At 61.8% G+C, this 22496-nt stretch carries 19 protein-coding genes; 5 read left to right on the plus strand and 14 right to left on the minus strand.

Going from position 1 to position 22496, the window contains the following annotated elements; all coding sequences use genetic code 11:
• Position 1: 1 nt before the first annotated feature.
• The 3 genes from leuC to AC1Z3W_RS29905 all read right to left on the minus strand — a co-directional run bounded on the left by leuC (position 2) and on the right by AC1Z3W_RS29905 (position 4721).
• Entirely contained in the window at positions 2 to 1417 is a 1416-nt protein-coding gene (gene leuC, locus AC1Z3W_RS29895) for a 3-isopropylmalate dehydratase large subunit (RefSeq protein WP_483509136.1), read from the minus strand.
• Positions 1414 to 2748 (minus strand): MFS transporter, encoded by a 1335-nt coding sequence (locus tag AC1Z3W_RS29900; protein ID WP_483509137.1) that lies wholly within the window; start codon positions 2746 to 2748, stop codon positions 1414 to 1416. The genes leuC and AC1Z3W_RS29900 overlap by 4 nt, the downstream gene beginning before the upstream one ends.
• Positions 2749 to 3194: 446 nt before the next feature.
• Positions 3195 to 4721, minus strand: coding sequence for a 3-hydroxyacyl-CoA dehydrogenase (locus AC1Z3W_RS29905; RefSeq protein ID WP_483509138.1), 1527 nt, complete (start codon positions 4719 to 4721; stop codon positions 3195 to 3197).
• Positions 4722 to 5183: 462 nt separating this feature from the next.
• On the opposite strand from AC1Z3W_RS29905, the gene AC1Z3W_RS29910 reads away from it, so the two are divergent.
• A complete protein-coding gene (locus AC1Z3W_RS29910; protein WP_483509140.1) occupies positions 5184 to 6413 on the plus strand; it encodes a CaiB/BaiF CoA transferase family protein in 1230 nt (409 codons plus the stop codon).
• Between the two features lie 97 nt (positions 6414 to 6510).
• Here AC1Z3W_RS29910 and AC1Z3W_RS29915 read toward each other — a convergent pair whose 3' ends face one another.
• Positions 6511 to 7290: an SDR family oxidoreductase gene (locus AC1Z3W_RS29915; protein ID WP_483509142.1), complete on the minus strand. Its 780-nt coding sequence runs from the start codon at positions 7288 to 7290 to the stop codon at positions 6511 to 6513.
• A 319-nt stretch (positions 7291 to 7609) separates the two neighbouring features.
• Here AC1Z3W_RS29915 and AC1Z3W_RS29920 point away from each other — a divergent pair, with 319 nt between their 5' ends.
• Positions 7610 to 8401 carry an enoyl-CoA hydratase/isomerase family protein gene (locus AC1Z3W_RS29920; protein WP_483509143.1) on the plus strand — a complete coding sequence of 264 codons (792 nt, stop codon included), beginning with the start codon at positions 7610 to 7612 and terminating at the stop codon, positions 8399 to 8401.
• A 65-nt stretch (positions 8402 to 8466) separates the two neighbouring features.
• On the opposite strand, the gene AC1Z3W_RS29925 is transcribed toward AC1Z3W_RS29920, so the two are convergent.
• Complete coding sequence (locus AC1Z3W_RS29925; RefSeq protein ID WP_483509144.1) at positions 8467 to 10176, minus strand: sigma-54 interaction domain-containing protein; 1710 nt, start codon at positions 10174 to 10176, stop codon at positions 8467 to 8469.
• Positions 10177 to 10581: 405 nt separating this feature from the next.
• Between AC1Z3W_RS29925 and AC1Z3W_RS29930 the strand changes: the two genes are divergently transcribed.
• From AC1Z3W_RS29930 to AC1Z3W_RS29940, 3 genes are read left to right on the plus strand one after another with little or no spacing between them, the layout of a single operon-like run.
• Positions 10582 to 11361, plus strand: coding sequence for an enoyl-CoA hydratase-related protein (locus tag AC1Z3W_RS29930; RefSeq protein WP_483509145.1), 780 nt, complete (start codon positions 10582 to 10584; stop codon positions 11359 to 11361).
• 25 nt (positions 11362 to 11386) lie between these two features.
• Positions 11387 to 13090 (plus strand): class I adenylate-forming enzyme family protein, encoded by a 1704-nt coding sequence (locus AC1Z3W_RS29935; protein ID WP_483509147.1) that lies wholly within the window; start codon positions 11387 to 11389, stop codon positions 13088 to 13090.
• Positions 13087 to 13830, plus strand: a complete 744-nt coding sequence (locus AC1Z3W_RS29940; RefSeq protein ID WP_483509149.1) for an SDR family NAD(P)-dependent oxidoreductase — start codon at positions 13087 to 13089, stop codon at positions 13828 to 13830. Before AC1Z3W_RS29935 ends, AC1Z3W_RS29940 begins: the two co-directional genes overlap by 4 nt.
• Before the next feature lie 82 nt (positions 13831 to 13912).
• Here AC1Z3W_RS29940 and AC1Z3W_RS29945 read toward each other — a convergent pair whose 3' ends face one another.
• The 9 genes from AC1Z3W_RS29945 to AC1Z3W_RS29985 form a co-directional block, all read right to left on the minus strand.
• Positions 13913 to 14758: an oxidoreductase gene (locus tag AC1Z3W_RS29945; RefSeq protein ID WP_483509150.1), complete on the minus strand. Its 846-nt coding sequence runs from the start codon at positions 14756 to 14758 to the stop codon at positions 13913 to 13915.
• 96 nt (positions 14759 to 14854) lie between these two features.
• Entirely contained in the window at positions 14855 to 15325 is a 471-nt protein-coding gene (locus AC1Z3W_RS29950; protein WP_483509151.1) for a MaoC/PaaZ C-terminal domain-containing protein, read from the minus strand.
• Between the two features lie 42 nt (positions 15326 to 15367).
• On the minus strand, positions 15368 to 16048 hold the full coding sequence (locus AC1Z3W_RS29955; RefSeq protein WP_483509153.1) for a 3-hydroxyacyl-CoA dehydrogenase family protein: 681 nt from the start codon (positions 16046 to 16048) through the stop codon (positions 15368 to 15370).
• A gap of 2 nt (positions 16049 to 16050) precedes the next feature.
• Entirely contained in the window at positions 16051 to 16926 is an 876-nt protein-coding gene (locus tag AC1Z3W_RS29960) for a 3-hydroxyacyl-CoA dehydrogenase family protein (protein ID WP_483509155.1), read from the minus strand.
• A 9-nt stretch (positions 16927 to 16935) separates the two neighbouring features.
• Positions 16936 to 18102, minus strand: coding sequence for an acyl-CoA dehydrogenase family protein (locus AC1Z3W_RS29965; protein ID WP_483509157.1), 1167 nt, complete (start codon positions 18100 to 18102; stop codon positions 16936 to 16938).
• Between the two features lie 99 nt (positions 18103 to 18201).
• Positions 18202 to 18972, minus strand: coding sequence for an enoyl-CoA hydratase/isomerase family protein (locus AC1Z3W_RS29970; protein WP_483509623.1), 771 nt, complete (start codon positions 18970 to 18972; stop codon positions 18202 to 18204).
• A gap of 578 nt (positions 18973 to 19550) precedes the next feature.
• A complete protein-coding gene (gene pcaF / locus AC1Z3W_RS29975) occupies positions 19551 to 20756 on the minus strand; it encodes a 3-oxoadipyl-CoA thiolase (RefSeq protein ID WP_483509158.1) in 1206 nt (401 codons plus the stop codon).
• Positions 20757 to 20844: 88 nt separating this feature from the next.
• Complete coding sequence (locus tag AC1Z3W_RS29980; RefSeq protein WP_483509159.1) at positions 20845 to 22023, minus strand: thiolase C-terminal domain-containing protein; 1179 nt, start codon at positions 22021 to 22023, stop codon at positions 20845 to 20847.
• Positions 22024 to 22028: 5 nt separating this feature from the next.
• The gene (locus AC1Z3W_RS29985; protein ID WP_483509160.1) at positions 22029 to 22460 is read right to left on the minus strand and encodes a Zn-ribbon domain-containing OB-fold protein; all 432 of its coding nucleotides are present in this window, start codon (positions 22458 to 22460) and stop codon (positions 22029 to 22031) included.
• Positions 22461 to 22496 lie beyond the last annotated feature (36 nt).

The raw sequence follows: 22496 nt of genomic DNA on the forward strand, positions 1-22496 counted from the left end.
GTTAGATCTCCAACCGACGCACATCAGTGATGCGTCCGTACAGTGCCGCGGCGGCGGCCATCACGGGGCTGACGAGATGCGTACGACTGCCCGTGCCCTGGCGACCGACGAAATTGCGATTAGACGTGGACACACAGCGCTGGCCGGGCGCAACCCGGTCGCCATTCATTGCAACGCACATCGAGCAGCCAGCCTCTCCCCATTCGAAGCCCGCGTCGCGAAAAATCCGGTCGAGCCCTTCAGCCTCTGCCGCGAGCCTCACCTGCGTCGAACCGGGAACGACACGTGCCGGGATCTTTGCACGCGCGCCACTAACGACCTGCGCTGCGGCGCGCAAATCCTCGATCCGTGCGTTGGTACACGAACCAATGAACACCTGGTCGACGTTGATGTCGGTCAGCAGCATACCGGGTGTGAGGCCCATGTATGCAAGCGTGCGCAACAAGTATGCGCGTCGCTCGGGATCGTGCTCGTCAGCCGGATCCGGAACTCGCCCATCAACGGGAAGTGCATCCTCGGGGCTGTTGCCCCACGTAACCATCGGTGCGAGCGTCGTGGCATCGAGCGCCAGCTCGCGATCGAACACGGCATCCGCATCCGACGGCAGCGTGCGCCAGTATGCGAGCGCCCGGTCCCATTGCGCGCCGTGCGGAGCAAAGGGCCGCCCAGCTAGATAAGCGTAGGTCGTGTCGTCCGGCGACACCATCCCGGCCCGCGCCCCCGCCTCGATCGACATGTTGCAGATCGTCAGGCGCGCTTCGATTGACATCGCGCGAAGCGTCGATCCAGCGTACTCAATTACGTAGCCGGCCGCGCCGTTCGCGCCGATCTTCGCGATGATCGCGAGAATCACGTCCTTGGCCGTGACGCCACGCGGCAGGACACCATCAACCGAGGCACGCAGCGTCCGTGAGCGGCGCTGCCAGATCGTCTGCGTCGCGAGCACGTGCAGCACGTCGCTCGATCCGAGTCCGAACGCGAGCGCGCCCAGAGCGCCATGCGTCGACGTGTGCGAATCACCGCAAACGAGAGTGAGCCCCGGTTGCGTGATGCCTTGTTCTGGACCGACGACATGCACAATCCCCTGCCGCGAGTCGTCGAGACCGAAATGAATAATGCCGAACGCATGTGCGTTCTCCGACAATGCGCCAACCGCACGCCTCTGGTCAGGGTCGGTAATCGCATCGATCGAGCGGATGCGGGATGACACTCCGTGATCCGGCGTTGCGAACATCTGGTCGGGACAACGTACACGCAACCCCCGGTCGCGCAGTGCCGCAAATGCGTGATTCGATCCGTCCTGCACGAAATGGCGCCCGACGTACAGTAGGGTCTGGCCGTCCTCGCCTTCCAGAATCGCATGGGTAGACCAGATTCGGTCGTACAGCGTCCTGCCAATCCCAGTGTGTCCGGTCATCGGGCCTCTCCGAGCTGATACGACGATCGGTGAGAAAAGAACGGATAGAACAGGAGCGTCGACAGCACGAGCAGTACGCTGCCAACATAGAGACTGGTCGAAAAGCCGCCGGTTGCGCCTTTGATCAGTGCGAGCCCGTAAGGCCCAACGATGCCGGCCGATCCGTGGACGACCGTCAACACGGCAAGACCGGTCGCGGCCACTCGCCCGCTAAAGACTCGTCCGGGGAGCGTCCAGAGCATCGCATAAGCACTTGTGAAGCCCGACCACGTCACGCACAGACACAGCAAGGTCACCACCGGACCTGTCGGGAAGCGCGCTGTCAATAGCAACCCGACGGCGGCTGTAAGCGCGCACGCGACGTAGTGCCAGCAGCGCTCGCCAGTTGCGTCCGAATGTTTCGCGACAATCACGGACATGACGACACCGCAGAGCGACGGCAACACGGACCAGATACCCACCTGCATCACCGTGAGGCCCATTCCCTTCAGCAGGGTGGGCTGCCAAAAAGTCAAGCCGAACTGCGGAATCAGCATCAGGAAGCCTGTGAATGCCAGCACCCAGAGACGTGGATCGCGCGCGACCAATACAAACGCCTGCCGACCATGCGTTCGGCTCTCCACGTCTCCGTCATGAATCAACGTGCGCACCCGCTGGCGCTCATCCGGCGTCAGCCACGTCGCCCGCTCCGGGCGATCGGGCAGCACATATAGCACGAAGAACGCCAGTACGATGCACGGCAGGCCTTCCAGGATGAATAGCCATTGCCAACCCCTGAGGCCCGCGGCGCCATTCAGCCAGGTCATGAAAGAGACAGCGAGCGGGCCAGAAACGATTCCGGCGCAGCTCGGCGCGGTGTAGAAGATCGCGCTGGGTTGTCCCCGTCGCTGACTGGGAAACCAAAGCGTCAGGTAGTACAGCACACCCGGCACGAGGCCCGCCTCGAACATCCCGACGAGGAAGCGCAGCACGTAGAACGCCGTCGGCGTCGTCACGAAACTCATCGCCGCCGTGCATAGTCCCCACAGGATCATGATCCGGAACAGCGTCTTGCGAAGGCCAACGCGTGCCAGCACGAGGTTGCTCGGTATTTCGAACGTAATCAGTCCAAGGAAGATCAGACTCGCACCAAGTCCAAATACCGCGTCGGAAAATCCGAGGTCCTCCTTCATCTGCAGATGCGCGTATGCAATGTTGGTTCGGTCCAGGTAATTGAAGCAGTAGACCAGCCACAGCATCGGCAACAGCCGGAACGTGATCCGACGAAAGAGCCGATCATCCGACGCGCTCAGCGCAATCGCACGGTCAAGCGGCGTGACCTGCCCGTTCATCGCGTCACCTCCAGCATCCGGTGGATCATCCACGGTGTCGCCAGCGATCGACGCGCATACGTACGTATCGAGATTTGCTGCCACGTCGAGTGTTGAATCTGCATCTGGGCCATCAGTGTCTCCTGATCGTTTTCATGAAGCGGACATCACAAGCGTGGACCGTACGACGATCGCCCCTGCTCGCAATCCGGATCCCTTCATCTCGACTGACAATCTGGTATCGCAAAAGAGTCGGACGGAGCCAGGAACACCAGGAGGTCATCGTCGGGCGCGTCATGTCTGCCTTCCATGTCAGCAAGTCGCATACCATGCGGCGCAAGCCCGCCACCGGCAAACGCTCGCCCCGTCGTCGACACGAACTGTCCTCGATACGGACAGTGCATGTGTCCCGCTCCGACACCCGCCGTCCGTAGAGCACGTACGAGCCGCCCGGCGGGCTAGCCCGCTCAGGATGCGCGGTCCGGCGCGGACAGCGAGAGCGCCAGTCGGGCGCGACGGACCAGCCAGGGTGAGGGGCGGTAACGCGGGTCGCCGAAGGTCGCATGCAGCCCCTCGAGAATCGCCAGCACGCGCTGCGGACCGAGTTGGTCGCCCCACTCGAACGGCCCGAGCGGATAGCCCAGCCCGGTTCTTACGGCGGCATCTATGTCGTGCGGCTTTGCGATGCCCTGCTGCGCCATCTCGCACGCAAGATTGACGATGCACGCAACGACCCGCGGTGCGACGAAGCCCGGAGAATCGGCAATCTCAAACACGGGGATCGATTTCGCGGCGAATACCGCACGCGCTGCCCTAATCGTGCCGGGCGCTGTGCCCGGACACGCCATCAGTGTCACCCCTGCCGCCCCCCCGAACAGCGGATCGATTCCGACGACCCGCGCCGGATCTAGTTGCAGGTCTGCTGCCGACGTCGACAGATCTCGCCCGAGCGGCGCGAGCAGAATTACGTCTGCGTCGCTCGCGATATCGACACGCGACCCGCCGGCAACCAACGGCAAGATCGCATCGGGCAGCGCTGCTTCGCCTTGCGACGGCCACCAGACCGCCGGCAGCGGGTCGCCAGCGACACCGTCGGCCTCCGCTGGCGCAGCCGGACATTGTTGGCCACCCGTGTCGCCATATGTGTAGAAGCCCTGCCCGGTCTTACGGCCAAGCATGCCCGCGACAAGACGCGTACGTGCGAGCGCGGCCGGCCGGTACCGATCGTCTCCGTAGTATTGCGCGTGAATCGACTCCATCACTGGCACCGAGACGTCGAGACCGGTCAGGTCGAGCAACTCGAATGGCCCCATCCGAAAGCCGACTGTGGTGCGCAGGATCGCGTCGAGAACAGAATGGTCCGCCGCACATTCGGCGAGAAGCTTCAGGCCCTCGGTCACGAATGCACGACCAGCGTGATTCACGACGAAGCCGGGCGAATCGGACGTGACGATCGGACGATGGCCGACCCGTTCGGACAGGTCTACGAGCGCCTGCACCACAGCTCGATCAGTGCGGGGCGCCTGCACGATCTCGACCACCTTCATCCGCGGCACTGGGTTGAAGAAATGCCACCCAGCTACGCGGCGAGGATCCTCGCATGCCGCCGCAATCGCGGTGACGCTCAGTGACGAAGTATTGGTCGCAAGCAAGCAGTCCGGTGTCACGACGGCCTCTAGTGCACGAAGTACTTCCTGCTTCGCATCGAGTCGTTCGACGATCGCCTCGACCACCAGGTCGCAATTGGCGAAGTCGTCAATCGTGCGTGCCGTCGTGACCCGCTGCAGCGCAGCATCAGCGTCCAATTGTGCGAGCTTTCCCCGTGTCACGGCCGCCATCAGGTCATCGCGGACGGCTGCCAGGGCAACCGCCACGACACCCTCGTTCGAATCGAATATCTGCACGCCGCACCCTGCCAACGCACAGACTTGCGCGATACCACGCCCCATCGCGCCGGCACCGACCACCCCCACCTGCTGTATCACCTCTTTCACCCTTCCGACTCCTGTTTCGGTTCGGAGCCCATCCGATGAATTCCGATGAGCCCGATGGATTCGTCATCGCGACACTGGCGATAGCGCCAGCGGCCGTTCCACAAGGACAGGTTCAAACGCAACATGCGTGCCATACACGAGATACCCAAATGGCAACGTCTCGCGCCACGCACGTCGTTCAGAATTCGCGTTGCCAGACTCGTATTCCAGATGTCCATTTCAGAGACAGATGCATTGCCCGACAACGCAGGTGGAGTTGCGAAGGACACCTTCCGAACAGGGGGACGATTCCTATCCGACCCGGCACGAAACCGCCTTGGCCGAGTGGCATCGAAAAAGGCACGTCAAACTAGTGTCGGTAACGGACAGACACGGATAGAGGCCAGGCGTTGCCGCTCGTCGCAATTCGATGGCACAGGACTTGCCGTGATGTTTGTTCAGTCCGAATCCACACAGAACACCATGACCCATCTCGAATCGCTGCCCTCGCCTCGCCAAGGCGCACAACTGAAACTGCTTGATGGCGTGCGCGTCCTCGACTTGACCACCTCTGTAGCCGGCCCCTATGCGACTCTGCTGCTGGCCGATCTTGGCGCGACGGTCGTCAAGGTCGAGGCGCCTGGCCACGGCGATGACGTGCGTGCATGGGGGCCGCCATTTCTGGACGGCGAATCCCTGTGGTTCCTCAGCGTGAACCGAAACAAGCACAGCCTAACGCTCGACATGCGCAAGCCCGCCGGGCGCGAGGTACTCAGGCGCATGGCTGCAATCGCCGACGTTGTGATCGTCAATCGCACCGCATCCGTCCAGCGCAAACTCGGTATCGATGCCGACAGCCTAATGAGCATTAACCCACGGCTGATCCACGCGTCGATCTCAGGGTTCGGACTCGAGGGCACGCGCAGCGAACTCCCATGCTATGACCTGATCGCAGAGGGCTACAGCGGCGTTATGGACTTGACCGGCGAGGCGGAAGGCGATCCGCAGAAGGTCGGCACACCTGCGGCGGATCTGCTGGCAGGCAGCGATGCCGCGCTTGCGGTGCTGGCCGCGCTTGTTGACCGCGACCGGACTGGCAACGGCCATCGGATCGATGTCTCGATGGTCGAAAGCATGACCCGCTTCATGGCACCTAGGATTGTGCCGTATCTCGGATCGGGCGAGGTACCGGTCCGCTCCGGCGGCCGCGACAGCGTGATTGCCGTATATCAGGTATTTCAGGCGTCGGACGGGCCATTGACGATCGGCCTTGGCAACGACGGCATCTGGTCACGCTTCTGGAGCGCGCTCGGTTCGCCGCAGACGGGGCAGGCCGCCTGCTACGCCAGCAACAGCGATCGCCGGCAGCGGCGCGGCGAAATCGTCGAACGGATTCAGGCGATCATCGGTACCCGGACGCGCGATTACTGGCTCACTGTATTTCGGGAAGCACGGATTCCGGCCGGTCCGATCAACCGAATCGACGAGGTGGTAGCCGATCCGGAGTTGCGTGATCGTGGTTTCTTCTATGCGGCAGAACGTGGCGACGCGCGCATTCCTCAGGTCGGTCTCGGGATTCATGTCGATGGAAATGCACATACCTATCGCAAGGCGCCACCGCGCCTCGGTGAAGACAGCGACAGCGTGTTGAGAAGTTGGCTCGACATGCAACCAGATGAATTCGACCAGTTGCGGGAGGACGGGGTAATCTGATGTGACCGCGACGCGCGAAGCCGTGCGTGTCGCCGCTTGACGCTGCCTGTACTGCATCCGCATGTACAGGCGCGCCGAGTTGCCGATTAGCGAGCGTTCATGCTGCGACGTACTTCAACCACCGACCACCGTCGACGATCAAGTTCTCGCCAGTGACGTACGCACCGAGGTCCGACGCAAGATAGACTGCTGCATTCGCGATGTCCTCCTTCTTGCCGAACCGCCCTAGCGCAGTCTTCTTCATCTCCAGTTCGCCACGCCCACCTTCGATATACATGCGCTGCACCCCTTCGGTGTCGCCGATCGGGCCCGGAGAAATCGTATTCACACGAATTCCATCACCACCCCACTCGACCGCAAGCGTGCGCGAAAGCGACAGTATGCCGCCCTTCGCCGCCGCCGCGTGTGCTGCCTGTGGCCAGCCGGTCACGCCGAGCATCGTGATAATGCTGATGATCGATCCACCGTGGATCGATTTCTTCAGATAGGGATAAGCGGCGTGGCAGCCGTGAAACGTACCGTTTAGATCGATGTCAATCACAGTCTGCCAGCCGCGCGGCGACAGCTCGGCGGTCGCACACACGAAGTTGCCGGCAGCATTGTTGACCAAGATGTCCAAGGACCCAAATTGCGCGACCGTGGCCTCAACGGTGGCTTTCACTTCGTCGTAGTTTCGGACGTCGGTCTTGCGTGCAGCCGCAATCCCCCCCATCTCCGTGATCGCCTGCGCCGCAATCTGGACACGTTCTTCGTTGCGACCGACTAGCATCACCGACGCCCCCAGCTTCGCGTAGGTTGTCGCAATCTCCAGTCCGATGCCACTACCGCCCCCCGTGATCAGCGCCACGCGTCCTTTCAGTGTTTCATTCGCAAACATTGCGTCTTCTCCAATGGTTCCAGGTGTTGCCGGGCAGCGTGCATGCCGTCCCTGGCTGACGTGTGATCAGGCAAGGTTCATGCCGGTCGCGCATGGTGCGGCAACTCGATGCCCCAGTACGGCTTCGCAAGCCTCAACCCCATCGTGAAATGCATGTCGGGTGCGGTCGTTCACCGGCGCAGTGTCCCTCCGGTGGACGGAAATGTACGCAGCAAAGGCAACGGAGGCGAATCGAATGCGTACGGACGGGGTTCGTCGTATTGGCACAGCAGTTGCATTGCCATGAGCCTGTCTACGAACGAAACCTAAGGAGCGGTTGATGACCCAGCAGCTGGTGAAAACACAGACGGAAGGACGGGTACTCGTAATCAGACTTTGCAGCCCGGAGAATCGTAACTCGCTGACAAGCGAGTTGCGCGAGCAACTGGGTGACGCAGTCGAACGAGCAGAGCGCGACCCGGAGATTCGTGCAGTCTATCTGACAGGGGAAGGCCCGACGTTTTGCTCAGGCGGAGACCTGAAGATGTTGAAGACTGCTTGCGATCCCTGGCCCGTACATAAGCGCTTCCGCCACCTGAGCCGCTGGTTGACCCCGCTGATCACGCTCGACAAACCTGTGGTCGTCGGCGTGCGCGGCGCTGCCGTCGGCGGGGGGATGGGTCTTGCGCTAACAGCCGACGTTTTGATCGTGGGCGAGGGAGCGAAGTTCATTACTGGCTTCTTCCGGATCGGCGCATTGCCTGACATCGGAACGATGTACCATTTGCCCCGTCTGATCGGGATGGCGCGCGCCAAGAATCTGCTGTTTTCCGGCGCGACGATTTCCGCTCAGGAAGCGCTCGCGCTCGGACTCGCGGCGAAGGTCGTACCGGACGACGGCGTCGACGCGGCCGGACTCGCGGAAGCTACACGTCTCGCGGAGGGGCCGGCGCAGGTTATGGGCCTCGCGAAGACGTTGATCGCCCGTAGCTTCGAGACGTCGCTGCACGACATGTTTGCGTTCGAAGGGCTCGGTCAGGCACTGGCGATGTCAAACCCGGAGTTCCGCGAGGGACTGGAGGCGGCGCTCGAAGGACGGCGGCCGGATTTCGTCCATGCGACCGAACATTGATATCCTGAGCCTCGCCGAAGGTTGGGGGCCGCGTCACACTAATCGTATCGCGGCGCCCCCGGTCTTCAGGCACCCAGCCCCATCTGCGCGAGCCGCTTATACAGATAGGATCGCGAAATACCTAGGCTCGATGCGACTCGCTTTTTGTTGCCATCAAACTGCGTCATCGCTTTTCGGATCATTTGTTCCTCAACCTGCTCGACCGCACTGCTGACACGCATCGTGTCGGGCACACCGATCGTCACGGTGGGTCGGCTCGCGACGCCATGCGTAGGCAACCGGACGGCCACATCCATGCCGGCAGGTTCCGTCAAACCGAAATCTTCGGCTTCGATAACGTCGGACTCGCTAAAGATAGCGGCTCGCTCGACCACGTGCATCAGCTGCCTGACGTTGCCAGGCCATGATTGCTCCGCGAGGAATGCGAGCGCCGAGTCTGACAATGTCTTCGGCTGTTGACCGTGTCGCTCTGCGAAATTGCGCAGAGCGAGGCCCGCCAATAGCGGAATATCGTCAAGACGCTCCCGCAGTGCCGGCATCCGGATCACCACCGCGCCGATCCGGTAAAACAGATCCAGGCGAAACGTTCCACCCTCTATCATCGATTCGAAATCGCGATTGCTCGCACTGATCAGCCGAAAATTTGAGTGTCGTGGTTCGTTGCCGCCGACACGTTGGAACGATCCGTCCTGCAGCACGCGAAGCAGTTTCACCTGGACGTCTGCCGGCATGTCGCCAACTTCGTCGAAAAACAGACTGCCGCCGTCTGCTTGTTCGATCTGCCCGCGCCGGCCCTTGCGTTCCGCGCCAGTAAACGAACCTGCCTCATATCCGAATAGCTCGCTCTCGACAAGCGTCGACGGCAACGCCGCTGCATTGACCATCACGAGCGTCGCATCGCGCCGTACGCTCAGCTTATGGATAGCATGCGCTGCCAACTCTTTGCCGGTGCCACTCTCGCCTGTCAATAGTACAGGCACGTCGAGCGGTGCGACCTTGATGATCTGTTGCTTGAGGTGTTGCATCGTGAGACTCTCGCCGATAATCTGATCGAGGCCGTAGCCACGAGTCTTGAGATCCTTCAACTCGCGCCGGTAGTAGGCCACCTCGGATTTGAGCTTCGCCAGTTCGTTAGAAAACGCCTGCAGTTGTTCCGGGCCCTTGAACATTACCTGGCCAATCGCGCCGACCGTATCACCGCGCCCATTCAGAATCGGATGCCGTGTGACGACACGCGTGACTCCACGCATCTCCTGCAACGAGCCGATTTCTGCCTTGCCCGTCGCCGCGACCTGATGCAAGTTGGTGTTTTCGATCACCTCAGTGACCGGGCGGCCGATGCCGCTGCCGGCGGACATGCCGAAGAAGCGCTCATGAACGGGACTCATGTAGCGAAGTACTCCTTCGCGATCGACAACGGTAAGTGCCTCAAACGGGTTGGTGAGGAAATGGGCGAGGATGTCGCTAGCAAAATCGACAGAGCCGACAAATTCGAACAGCGCATCGCGCCCCTCACGCACCATAGCGACCAGGATCGTCGCGTCGGGCGCGGGCAGCACAACGACCACCACAGTTGAGGCGTCCGGCCCCTCGACGGAAAACAGCCGGCAGTCACGTCGCCGCGCGTCATGCCAGCCCGCGACGATGCGGGTCGTCATCTCGCGTTGCTCTGCGATGCCGCTCGCAATCAACTGCTTCCCGTCCATGCCGAGAATCAGTACGCCGCGCAACGCGACCGCCGTCTGGCGGTGTCGGATCAAGTCTCGTGTCTCCATCGTATTTCCCATGTCTCCGTCGCGAGCACCGGTGTTTCTGAATTTTTGATATGTACTCGCCGTGGACACGAGCCTACCACCCCATTCTCCTCGCATTACCCGTTATTCCAGCTAGGCGCTATCCATATCGCTCATCAATCGCTCACACATCGCGCATAGTGCCCTGCCACATGGGCTGGGCCGTCCCCCGCCGAATCTGCTGTCTCATTGCTAACGAGGGTAAGCACCGAGCGTCACGGTTTCCGTCACGAAATGGCATACAACTTGCGGAACCCGAGCAAGCACCCCCGCCCATTCCCGGCCACGCGACACTCGTACGGCGATTCGGGGCGGGAAAACAGGGCGCTAGCCCGATACAACGTTAGGTACCCAACTTACCTGACACCCTTACCGGAGGAGAGAACAATGCAGTTCGAGGAAATCATTTATCACGAGGAAGGACCGATCGGGTTCATCACGCTCAATCGTCCTCACGACGGCAACATGTTTACGGTCCGGATGTGTCATGAAATCCGGGACTGTATCAATGAGATTCGCCGCGAAACGCGCACGCGCGTGATCGTTATAACCGGTGCGGGCGACAAATTCTTCTGCACAGGAGGCCGCAAGGACGGAATGGAGGATTCGCTCCTTTACGCGGGTGTGCTCCCGACACTCGAAATGTACGAGAGCATCGACAGGCTCCAAAAGCCGGTGATTGCATCGGTGAACGGTTTCGCGGTCGGTGGCGGCAATGTGCTGCAGATGGTATGCGATGTCACGATCGCCAAAGAGAGCGCAGTATTCCGGCAAGTCGGCCCAATGGTCGGTAGCTTCGATGCAGGCTACGGTACCTGGTATCTCGAGGACCTCGTCGGCAAGAAGCGCGCGAAGGAAATGTGGTATCGCAATCCGAAGCTGAGCGCTCGCGAGGCGATGGACTGGGGCCTGATCAACCGGGTTGTACCGGACGCGGAATTGGCAGACGCGACGCGTCGGTTCGCGCTCGAAATTGCGGATCGCGGCGCGTTTGCTCTCGCTTCGGTCAAGGCCGCATTCAATGCACGACACGGTGGTGTCATGGGCCTTTCGCGAATGGCTCACGACCTTCTGTTGCGTGGGTATCTCGAGACCGACGAGCACGCCGAACTGGCGGATGCATTCGCCGAGCGACGGAGCCCCAACGCCGATCGCTTCGGTCATTGAACCGCCAACCTTCGGAGTTCCAACGATGTCGCACCTACTTACCCTGCACGATCCGGCGGTCGCGAGACGGCACTACCTGAAGGGAATTTGGCAAACCGACACGATGTATTCGCTCGCTCAACGCCATGCCGCAGAGCGGGGCAACGCGTTTGCGGTCCGCGACAGTTCGAGGCGGCTCACGTGGAGCGCACTTTTCGCGTGGACGGATGCGGTGGCCTCTGAGCTGCACGACAGCGGGCTACGCTCAGGCGATCGTGTTTCGGTGTGGCTTGCGAACCGCGTCGAGACAGTAGTGATCATGCTCGCTTGCTCACGCAACGGCTACGTCTGCAATCCGTCTCTCCACCAGAACTACACCGTCGCGGAAGTCGTCGCGATGCTTGACCGCATCGACTGCCGCGCACTATTTGCGCAGCCCGGCTGGGGCGCCGATGCAAATACCGCGAACATCTTCGCGCGTGCGTCCGAACTCCCGCACATGAAGCGCGTGTACGCATTGCCATCGCAACAGGCCGAGGACACTACGCTCCCCGCCGGCATCCATCCGATGCCATTGCCCGGACGCCAGTCCGCTATCCCACTGCCCCCCCCTAGTGCAAACCCGGATCAAGTCGTCTATCTTGCGTTCACGAGCGGCACGACCGGGACTCCAAAGGGCGTGATGCATAGCGACAACACTCTCCTCGCGAACGGGCGTGCGCTCGTCTCCGACTGGGGGCAGGACGCGAACACGGTCTTGCTCACGCTGAGCCCGATGAGTCATCACATCGCGACCGTAGGCCTCGAACAAGCGCTCATTACAGGTTGCGAGCTCGTGATGTACGATCCCACCAATGGAGTGGGGCCGCTCGACTGGATTGAGGCGACCGGTGCGACCTACGTGATGGGCGTGCCCACCCACGCGATGGATCTCTTGCAGGAAGTTGACCGACGCGGTGCCGACCGACTCGGTGTTGTGCGCGTGTTCTACATGGCAGGCAGCCTGATTCCGACCGAAACTGCGCGCAAGCTGTTGTTGCTCGGCGCGAAGCCTCAGAACGTGTACGGGATGACGGAATGCGGATCGCATCAATATACGAAGCCGAGCGCGACGCTCGAAGTGATCACCGGCACGTGCGGAAAATCCTGCGAGGGTTATGAGATCCGGCTGTGGAACCCTGACCATGCAGATCTCGAAGCGGAGCCGGGCGCCGTCGGCGAGATCGGCGGACGCGGCGGTTTGCTAATGCTCGGCTATTTCAACAATCAGTCTGCTACCGAATCGTCGTTCAACAACAGTGGCTGGTTCATGAGCGGCGATCTCGGTCGCTTCGACGACGCCGGAAATCTCGAGATCGTCGGACGCAAGAAGGATCTGATCATCCGGGGCGGCCACAACATCCATCCAGCACATATCGAGGAATACGCACACCGACACCCTGCAATCAAGAAGGCCGCGGCGTTTGCGGTCGCGGATCGCCGTCTCGGAGAGAAGGTATGCCTCGCGATCATTGCGGATGGTGTACCGCCGACCGCAGAGGACGTACTAGCCCACCTCGCGCAGGAGGGATTGTCGAAATTCGACATGCCTGAATACTTTATCTCACTAACCGAATTCCCACTGACTGCGAGTGGGAAGATCCTCAAGCGCGAGCTCATGCAGTGGGTTGCAAGCGGGCAGTTGCAACCGCAGGCTGTTCGCTATCGCGCTACATCCGTGGTCGAAACCCTGTCCGGAGCATCCGAATGAATCGTGAATGTATTGTCGTAACCGGTGCCAGCAAGGGAATCGGCGCCGCCATTGCGCTGGCGCTTGCCGAACAGGGCTGCCAGGTGGCATGCGTATCGCGTTCCGGTGCGTCGCCGACTGTAGCCGGCATGTGCGACGACATCGCATCGCGTCTGATTGTGTGTCAGGCGGACGTGATGCAACCGGAAACACTCGCCGCCGTCCTCCGCAACCTGCGCAGCGACGGATGGCACATCGCCGGGCTGGTCAACAACGCCGGGCTACACGTTGATGCCTCGTCCGCCACGCTGCCCGTCGAGCAATGGCACCAGGTGATGGACATGAACGCGACATCGGTGGTGACCGCCTGCCAGGCCGCGTATCCGCATTTGATTGACGCCGGTGGCGGCCTGATCGTTAATATCGGCTCGTTCTTCGACAAGCTCGGTGTCAAACGCAACCTCGCGTATTGCGCAAGCAAGGCGGCGGTTGGCGCGATCACGCGTTGCCTCGCGGTCGAATGGGGTAACAAGGACATCCGGGTGGTGAACGTCGCACCCGGCTATATTCAGACCGACCTGAACGCTGACTCCATCGTATCAGGCCCCTTGCGCGACTACCTCGAGAAGCGGATTCCGCGCGGCCGGCCAGGAACCGCCGATGAAGTCGGCGCACTGGTCGCCGCGCTGTTCACGCCCGCGTGCCGTTTCCTGTCCGGCGAGACGATCTACGTCGACGGTGGCCAGGGGATTGCTCACTGAGACGGCACCGGGCCGATGCCGTGCACATACGACAAACGGCCCGGACCGCACGGCGCGACCGGGCCCGTTGCTCATTGAACCGCTAGGCATCCACACTCGTCGAGCGCGACAATGCTTCCCAGCGATCGAGTTCGGCACCGATCGTGCGCAGGTCGTCTCGAATGAATTCAAGGCTGTCGTCTCCAAGCGGCAAGCGCAAGGGCGGATCCTCCGCGTCGACCAGGCGACACACCGCAGGGCCGAACTTCGCCGGATCGCTCGGCTGCTTGCCGTGGCGTTGCGCAGCGTAGTTGTTGATCATCGCGCTGATCGACATGTAGTCGTCGTCGTTGATCTGCGCGGAAACGAGTGACGACCCGGCAAAATCGCTGCGGAAGCCACCCGGCTCGATGATCGTCACGCGAATGCCGAGATGGCGCACTTCCATCGCCAGGGCCTCGGAGTAACCTTCAACCGCGAATTTCGACGCGCTGTAGAACGCGAAGCCGGCCGATGCGCCGAACCCAGCCTTCGACGACAAATTGATGATGTGCCCCGACCGCTGGCGGCGCATCACGGGAAGCACCGCACGGGTCATCTCCGCGAGCCCGAAGAAATTAATCTCGAACATCGCCCGGTATTTGTCCGCGGGGGTCGCCTCCGCGACAGCGAGCAGACCATACCCCGCGTTGTTCACCAGCACGTCGATACCCCCAAATACCGCAGCCGCCCTTTCTACGACTTCGTCGAAACGGTGGTGATCGCGCGCGTCCAAATGAAACGCGCGCAACCGATCGGGGTACTCGGCTGCCAGCGCATGGCCGCCGTCGGCGGCGAGCACTGTCACAACGACACGATCACCTTGTTCGAGCGCGGCCTTCGCCGTCGAGTATCCGAGCCCTTTGTCCGCGCCAGTGATTAGCCATGTGCGGGGGGGTTGATTCGCCATTGCCTGTTCTCCTGAAACCATTGGGTAGCCTCGGCCGGACGCCCGCTTGGCCGGGGTCGACGGGGCGACACATCCGCCCCCTTTCTGCTGGCCGGCTTACTCTGCTTGTGCCGGACGGCGCCGATACAGCATCGTCACTTCCATCTGCTGAACGACCGTGCCGTCGTGGCGCACAAAGCGCCGCTCCATCTTCACGGTACCGCGATCCGGCTTGCTCGATGCCTTGCGCTCGAGCACCGTCGACTCGCCGTGCAACGTGTCGCCGTGCTTTACCGGCACGAGCATCCGCCACGCGTCGATCTGCAGCAACGCGAGCAGCGTTCCGTCGTTGATTCCACTCGCATACTGCAGCCCGCCGATCACGCCGTAGACGAGCGGCCCGTGCGCGATTGGTTCACCAAATGGCGTCGTCTTACAGTACTCCCAGTTTGTGTGGACTTCGTTGAAGTCGCCCGTCAGGCAGGCGAAATTGACGATATCGGTCGACGTGATCGTGCGTGCAGGTGTTTCGAAGGTTCTCCCCACTTCGAAATCTTCCCAGTAGAGGCCCCGCCTCGTGGACGCCATGTGACTGCTCCCTTGAAGGATGAAGGTTGTTGAATCTCGGGTTTACTTCCCGTCACTGGCGCGCACATGCGCGATTTGCGCGCGGCGGGCGGGCGCATAGGCGCTGTCGCCGAGCGCTTCGTACAGTGCCCGCGTGACAGTGTAGTGATGCTCTAGACCGGTGCGCTCCAGCAGGGCGATCGGCCCTTCCGGGTAGCCGAGCCCGAGTCTGAGCGTCATATCCATGTCGGTAGCGCTTGCCAGCTTGTCGTCGAGCCGCCGCAGCGCCGCGTTGTAATACGGCCTCACGAGCCGGTCGACGATGCGGCCCGGAACATCGCTACACACCGCCACGGCGAATCCCGCCGCCTCGAACACCTGCTTCACGTGTCGCAACGCAGCGGGATCTGCGATGGCTGGCCTCACAACTTCGATCAGATTTGTCGGTGCATCAGTGCCGAGCCTGAAACGCGCGAACCCGAACACGTTCGGGGTGCCGCCCCCTTCGATATGTGCGGTCGCCGACTCGCCAGTATGGACCGCGAGGCACTCGTTCCCGAGTTCGATCGCAACGAACGGTGCATCCTCGGCGTGCCAGTCTTCACGTTGCGCGGCCACGAACGCTGCGCCCGCACCTGCACCGACGAACACCCGTGCGAGGCCATCACCGGACGCAGCGTCAACGAACGCATGCCCCTCCGGAAACGATCGGCTATCGCCCGCCTGAATGATTCGATAAGTCATTGTCATGCTCCGAACATCTTCGTGTTGTCGTACGTATGGAAGCCGCGGCCCGTCTTCTTGCCAAGCCAGCCGGCCGCGATCATCCGACGGACCAGCGGTGGGCACGCGGCGCGCGGCTCATATGTAAGCCCATGCATGGCATCGCATAACAGTCGTTGCGTATCCATGCCGACTAGATCAAGGAGTTCCATCGGCCCCATCGGATAGCCAAGTGCCGTCTTGATTGCCAGATCGATATCGGCGGGTTCCGCGACGCCCTGCTCGACAAGGCGAATCGCGTCGTTGTTAAACGGGATCAGGAAGTAATTGAGAATGAATCCCGGCGTGTCCTGCGTTCTGACGGGTCGCTGCCCGAGCGCTTCGGCGAACGCCCATGCACGTGCAAACGTCTCGTCGCTCGTATTCAGACCGGGAGACATCTCGATCAGCTTCATCAGTTGTGCAGGCAGGCAAAAGTGCATACCGACGAAGCGATCCGCACGCCCCGAGCCTCCCGCGATTTCCGTGATCGAGATCGTCGACGTGTTGGACGCGAACAGCGTGTGGGATGGACAAATCGTATCGAGCGCGCCGAACAGCCGATGCTTGACGTCGAGATCCTCGAATACCGCTTCAATCACCACGTCGCAATCCGCGAGATCGTCGAGTCTGGTCGTACCGTGCCAGCGCGACATGATTTCAGGCACCGCACCGGCCGGAAGCCTGCCGCGCTCAACGGATTTGTTCAGGAAGCTCTCAGTCTGCTTGCGCGCACGATCCAGCGCGTCCTGGCGGGTGTCGTACACCCGCGTCACGAAGCCGGCGCGGGCAGCAACGATGGCGATCCCGCATCCCATCGTGCCGCTGCCGGCAATGCCGACCGTCTTGATTTGCGTCATATGTGTCTCCTATTTCCGAATGAAGCTTCGTCCGATCAACTGGCGATGAACCTGGTTCGTTCCCTCCCAGATCTGTGTGATCTTCGCGTCGCGCATCAGCCGCTCGACGCGGTAGTCGGCGCAATAACCGTAGCCGCCGAGCAGCTGTACCGCATCGGTCGTGATACGCATCGCCGCATCGGTGGCCCGCATCTTCAGCATCGATGCCTCGATACCGAAATCGGTCTCGCCCGCATCGATCATCCCTGCCACCTGCCACAGCCACGACTCACACAGCGCTAGTTCCGAGGCGAGGTCGGCGAGCATGAACTGGATGCCCTGAAATTCAATGATTCTGCGTCCCGACTGCTTGCGATCGTTGATATAGTCCGTCGCATCCTCGAACGCAGCACGCGCGATACCCAACGCATGCGCTGCGACACTCGGCCGCGAGCGGTTCAGCGAACCAAGCAAGATTCGCAGCCCATCGCCCGGGTCACCGACAAGATTGGCGCGCGGCACTCGGCAGTTGTCGAACGCCAGCGAAGCCGTACCGGAGCCGCGCGTGCCCATTTTGTGCTCGGTCCCGAGCACCGTGAGACCCGGCGTCCCCTTCTCGAGAATCAGCACGGAAATCGCCCGCTTCGGATCGTCGATACCCGCCCATTTGCCGAACAGCAGATACAGGTCTGCAACGTCGCCGTTCGTGATGAACGTCTTGGTTCCATTGATCACAATGTGATCGCCGTCCTCGCGAAAGGTCGTCTGCATGCCGGTCGCGTCCGACCCGGCGCCAGGTTCGGTAATCGCGAGCGACGCAAGCGCACCATCGACAACAGCCGGCAGGAAGCGGGCCTTGCTCGCCTCGTTGCCATATTCGATCAGCGGCTTGATCGCATGGAAATTCGTTGCCCATATGATGCCGGTGGATGCGCACGCCTTCGAAATCTCGCGCACGCAAAGTGCATAACACGTGAACGACATTTTCGCGCCGCCATACACCTCCGGCACGAACATCGAGTTGAGACCCAGCTCGTTGATCGCGTCGATGTTGGCGCGCGGAAACTCGCCGCTGCGGTCACAGTCTGCCGCGCGTGGTGCAATCTGCTCGCGTGCAAGTGCGATCACGCTATCGACAATCATCCGCTCGTCGTCGTCAAGGCGGATGCCTGAATCGATTCTTTCCAGTACGTTCATCGGAACTCCGTAGTCGGCCGGCCCTCACGAGCCAGCACTGCAGTGGGTCGGGCCGTGCGTAGCGTGTGAAATGCTCGGCCTTCGCAAGAAGGGGGCGTATCACTCATCACGAAAGCGTGCCGGACGCTTTTCGACGAAGGCGCGCATGCCTTCGACCGCATCCGCGGTGCGATACGCGAGCGTCGACAGATCGGCCTCGATGCGCAAACCTTCCGCGAGATCGACGTCCGTCGCGCGTCGGACCGCGTCGCGCGCGAACGACGACGCGCACAAACTGAAATGCGTATAGCGCCCAGCGAACTGAGCGCCCAGCGCCTGCGGATCGCCACCTTCGACGATCGCGTTCACCAAGCCAATGCGCTCAGCCTCCTGCGCGTCTATCGTCCGCCCGGACAGGATGAGATCGAGCGCGCGCCCCTGGCCGATGAGGCGCGGCAGCCGTTGCGTACCACCATAGCCCGGAATAAGCCCGAGCTTGATCTCCGGAAGCCCAACCCTGGCTTGAGCGGTCGCGATGCGGAAAGTGCAGGCCAGCGCGAGTTCGAGGCCAGCACCGAACGCATAGCCGTGGATCACCGCGATCGATGGAATGGGCAGTCTGTCGAGCTTCGCAAATACGGCCTGGCCGAACAGCGCGCCGTTGCGTTGCGCGACGAGGTCGCGCTCCATTAGTTCCGGGATATCGGCGCCGGCGCAGAACGCCTTGTCGCCTGCCCCGATGATTACGAGCGCGCGTGCACCGGATGCCGCGACCGAATCGAACGCGTCGGACAGATCCTGCAGCAATGCGAAGCTGAGTGCGTTCAGCGCCTCAGGACGCTTCAGCGTGACGGTCACGATCTCGCCGTCTACGCTTGTTTGAATTGGCATGGATGTCTCCATTGGAATGAAGTGATTGCATTTCCCTGACTTCAAGCAAGTACTGCGCCACCGCTCCGCATCGCTCGTGAACGGGTCGGACAGTCGCTCGTGGCTTTCCCGAGGAGCGAACGTGTCGTCGACAACGACATTTCGTGTTGCCGCGGTCGACATGGAGGGGGTCGCCACGGCGGACGGTCATGCGGTCTTCAGCATGTTCGATGACCTTCTGCGCATTGCAAGCCCCACCATCGTCTCGTCCGTGCAGCACATCCGATGTTGAGCCTTGCGCAACCCGCCTCTATCGAGCGTTTGTCGACGATCACCACGAGCGCCTTGTACGCCTCGATGATTGGCATATTCGCGATCGGCGGATTCGAATCGTTCTCGTGATCGGGGTCACGGCGACACTGGTCTCGACGGGCGCGCTTTATACGCCACGCCAAGGTTCACGACCGCTGAACCTCGAGCAAATGTAGGTCTGGTAAATCGGCAGCAGGCGTGACAGGCGGCTCGGCGCATATGCGATGCAGGCGACTCTGCCGGAGGCGGTACCTCCCCCGGCCCTGATGTCTCCCATACCACTTGAATCAGACGCGCTCGAGCACGACCGCGATGCCTTGTCCAACGCCGATACACATCGTGCAAAGGGCGTAGCGTCCGCCCGACGCATGCAGCTGATTGATCGCCGTCGTTACAAGTCTTGCGCCGGAGGCACCGAGAGGGTGGCCAAGCGCGATCGCACCACCGTTGGGATTCACGCGTGGATCGTCGTCTGCCAGTCCGAGCTGTCTCAGTACGGCAAGACCCTGCGCGGCAAATGCCTCGTTCAGTTCAATCACGTCGATCCGGTCAAGCGAGAGGCCGGTGAGCGCGAGCACCTTTTCCGTCGCCGGCGCGGGCCCGATGCCCATCACGCGCGGCGGCACGCCTGCCGTTGCCATGCCGACCACCCGCGCGCGTGGCGTCAGGCCATGGCGCACGGCCGACGGCTCGTCGGCGAGCAGCAACGCGCATGCGCCATCGTTGACACCACTGGCATTACCGGCGGTGACGCTGCCGTCGGGCCGCACTACGCCCTTCAGCTTCGCCAGCGCCTCCAGCGACGTATCGCGCGGGTGCTCATCACGTATGACGACGAGCGGCTCTCCCTTCTTCTGCGAGATCGTCACCGGCGTCAGTTCCGCGTCGAAGAATCCGCGTCGTTGCGCGGCAAGTGCCTTCTGCTGCGATGCGACTGCCATCCGATCCTGCGCGTCGCGCTCGATTCCATATTCGGTAGCGACGTTTTCGGCCGTTTCGGGCATGGAATCCACACCGTACTGCGCTTTCATCAGGCGATTCACGAAGCGCCAGCCGATCGTCGTGTCGTAGATCGCGTTCGCACGTGCGAAAGCCGAATCGGCCTTCGGCATCACGAACGGCGCCCGGCTCATGCTCTCCACACCGCCCGCGATCATAATGCCGGCTTCGCCGGACCTGATCGCGCGAGCAGCGGTACCCACCGCGTCGAGGCCCGAACCGCACAGCCGGTTAATCGTCGAACCCGGCACGACGTCCGGAAGCCCCGCAAGCAGTGCGGCCATCCGCGCAACGTTGCGATTGTCCTCGCCAGCCTGGTTCGCGCAGCCGTACAGCACATCAGTCACTGCTGACCAATCGACGCCGGGGTTGCGAGCGATCAGCGCGCGCAGAGGTACCGCGCCCAGGTCGTCGGCACGAACTTGAGAAAGGGAGCCGCCGTAACGCCCGAAGGGCGTGCGCACCGCGTCGCAAACAAAGGCATTGCGTGTCATGGGGAGTCAAAAGTCCGTCAGATGAGAATGGAGAAAGGGGAGCGGGAAATTCACAATGTTGGTGGCCACACACGGCGGTCTGCCGTCGTCAGCCTTTCGCGTTCGCGAGGATCACGGTGCAGTGCGACGATAGGATCCCTCCTTCGTTATGGACTAGCGCAACCTCAGCACCCTCGACCTGGCGCGCGCCGAGCCCTCCACGCAATTGCCGGACGGCCTCCACGATGCCGAACAGGCCACCCGCCGCACCTGCGTGCGCATGTGAAAGCATTCCGCCATGCGTATTGACAGGTAACGTCTCGCCGAGTCGCGCATGGCCGTCGGCAAAGAACGCTCCACCCTCACCGCGACCGCAGAAGCCAAGTTCCTCGAGCTCAAGGATCGGTACAATCGTGAAGCAATCGTACAACTCGGCAACATCGATATCGCGCGGAGATAGGCCCGCCATTTCATATGCGATGCGGCCGGATTCCGTAGCGCCGAATTCAGTTAGACTCGGCGCACAGAGCAGATGCTCGTGCGTGTGATACTCGCCGATCCCTTGCAGGTAGATCGGTCTGCACTTCAAATCGGCCGCGCGCTCGGCCGACGTAACGATGAACGCGCCGCCCGCGTCGGAGATCAGGCAGCAATCGAGGAGGCCGAGCGGATCGGCGATCGGCTTCGCAGCCAGCACCTGTTCGGTCGTGAGTGGCGTTTTCATATGCGCGTTCGGATGCAGTAGCGCGTGGGCGCGCGTATTGACCGCAACCGCCGCCATCTGCTCGCGTGTGGTGCCGTACTCATGCATATGCCGTTGCGCGATCATTGCGTAAAACCCGGGGATCGACGTGCCGTACGGCTGCTCGAAATAGGGGTGGCCGACCGCCATCAGCGATGCCACTGCAGCATCGCGGGTCTGGCCGCTCGCTCGGTTCTCGCCCGCGCAGACCAGCACGGTCTCAGCCTGGCCAGACGCAATGGCTTCCGCAGCATGCTTAAGCATTACGGCGGGGCTTGCGCCACCCGCGACGATCGATGCATTAAAGCGCGGCTTCAAGCCGAGGTATTCGCAGATGACCGACCCGAGCATAAAGTACGGCTCGGTAAACGAATAAGCAGTCAGCACGCCGTCTATATCAGACACCTGTAGCCCCGCGTCGTCGAGCGCTCGCTTCGCCGCCTGCGCGTTCAGCCCTAGCCCCGACATGTGCGGCACGCGGCCGATCTCCGATTCCCCGACGCCGACGATGGCGATCCTGTTCTTGAGCGATACCGCTGTCTTCATGAGTTTTACCTTCCGTCGGCATTCTGCGAAATACGATTGAACTGCGGAATCCTCGCGCCATCTCCGCGATCCTCGAACGTGACGCCGACGCGGTCGCCGATGCGCACGGACAATGCGTCGCCACCAATCACGTTGGCCATCATCCGCGGTCCTTCGTCGAGATCAATCAGCGCGATGACGTACGGCACATTGACCGCGAATGCAGCCATCGGCGCTCGGCGCACAATCGTGAAGCTGTGAACGCTACCGGTGCCCTTGCTCTCCACCCATTCGAGTCGATCTGACCAGCAGACCGGGCAGAGATGACGGGGCATGAAATGCAGCGCTTCGCAAGCGATACATCGCCGGATGACAAGTCGGTGTGCCCGGGCAGCCTCCCAGTACGGCAGCGAATCAGCATTCGGGACAGGCAACGGCAGGGGTACGGTGTCTTCCATCTTCATCTCCGTGACAGTCAGCCTTCGATACTGCAA

It is taken from the genome of Burkholderia sp. 10_S31 (assembly GCF_056930375.1).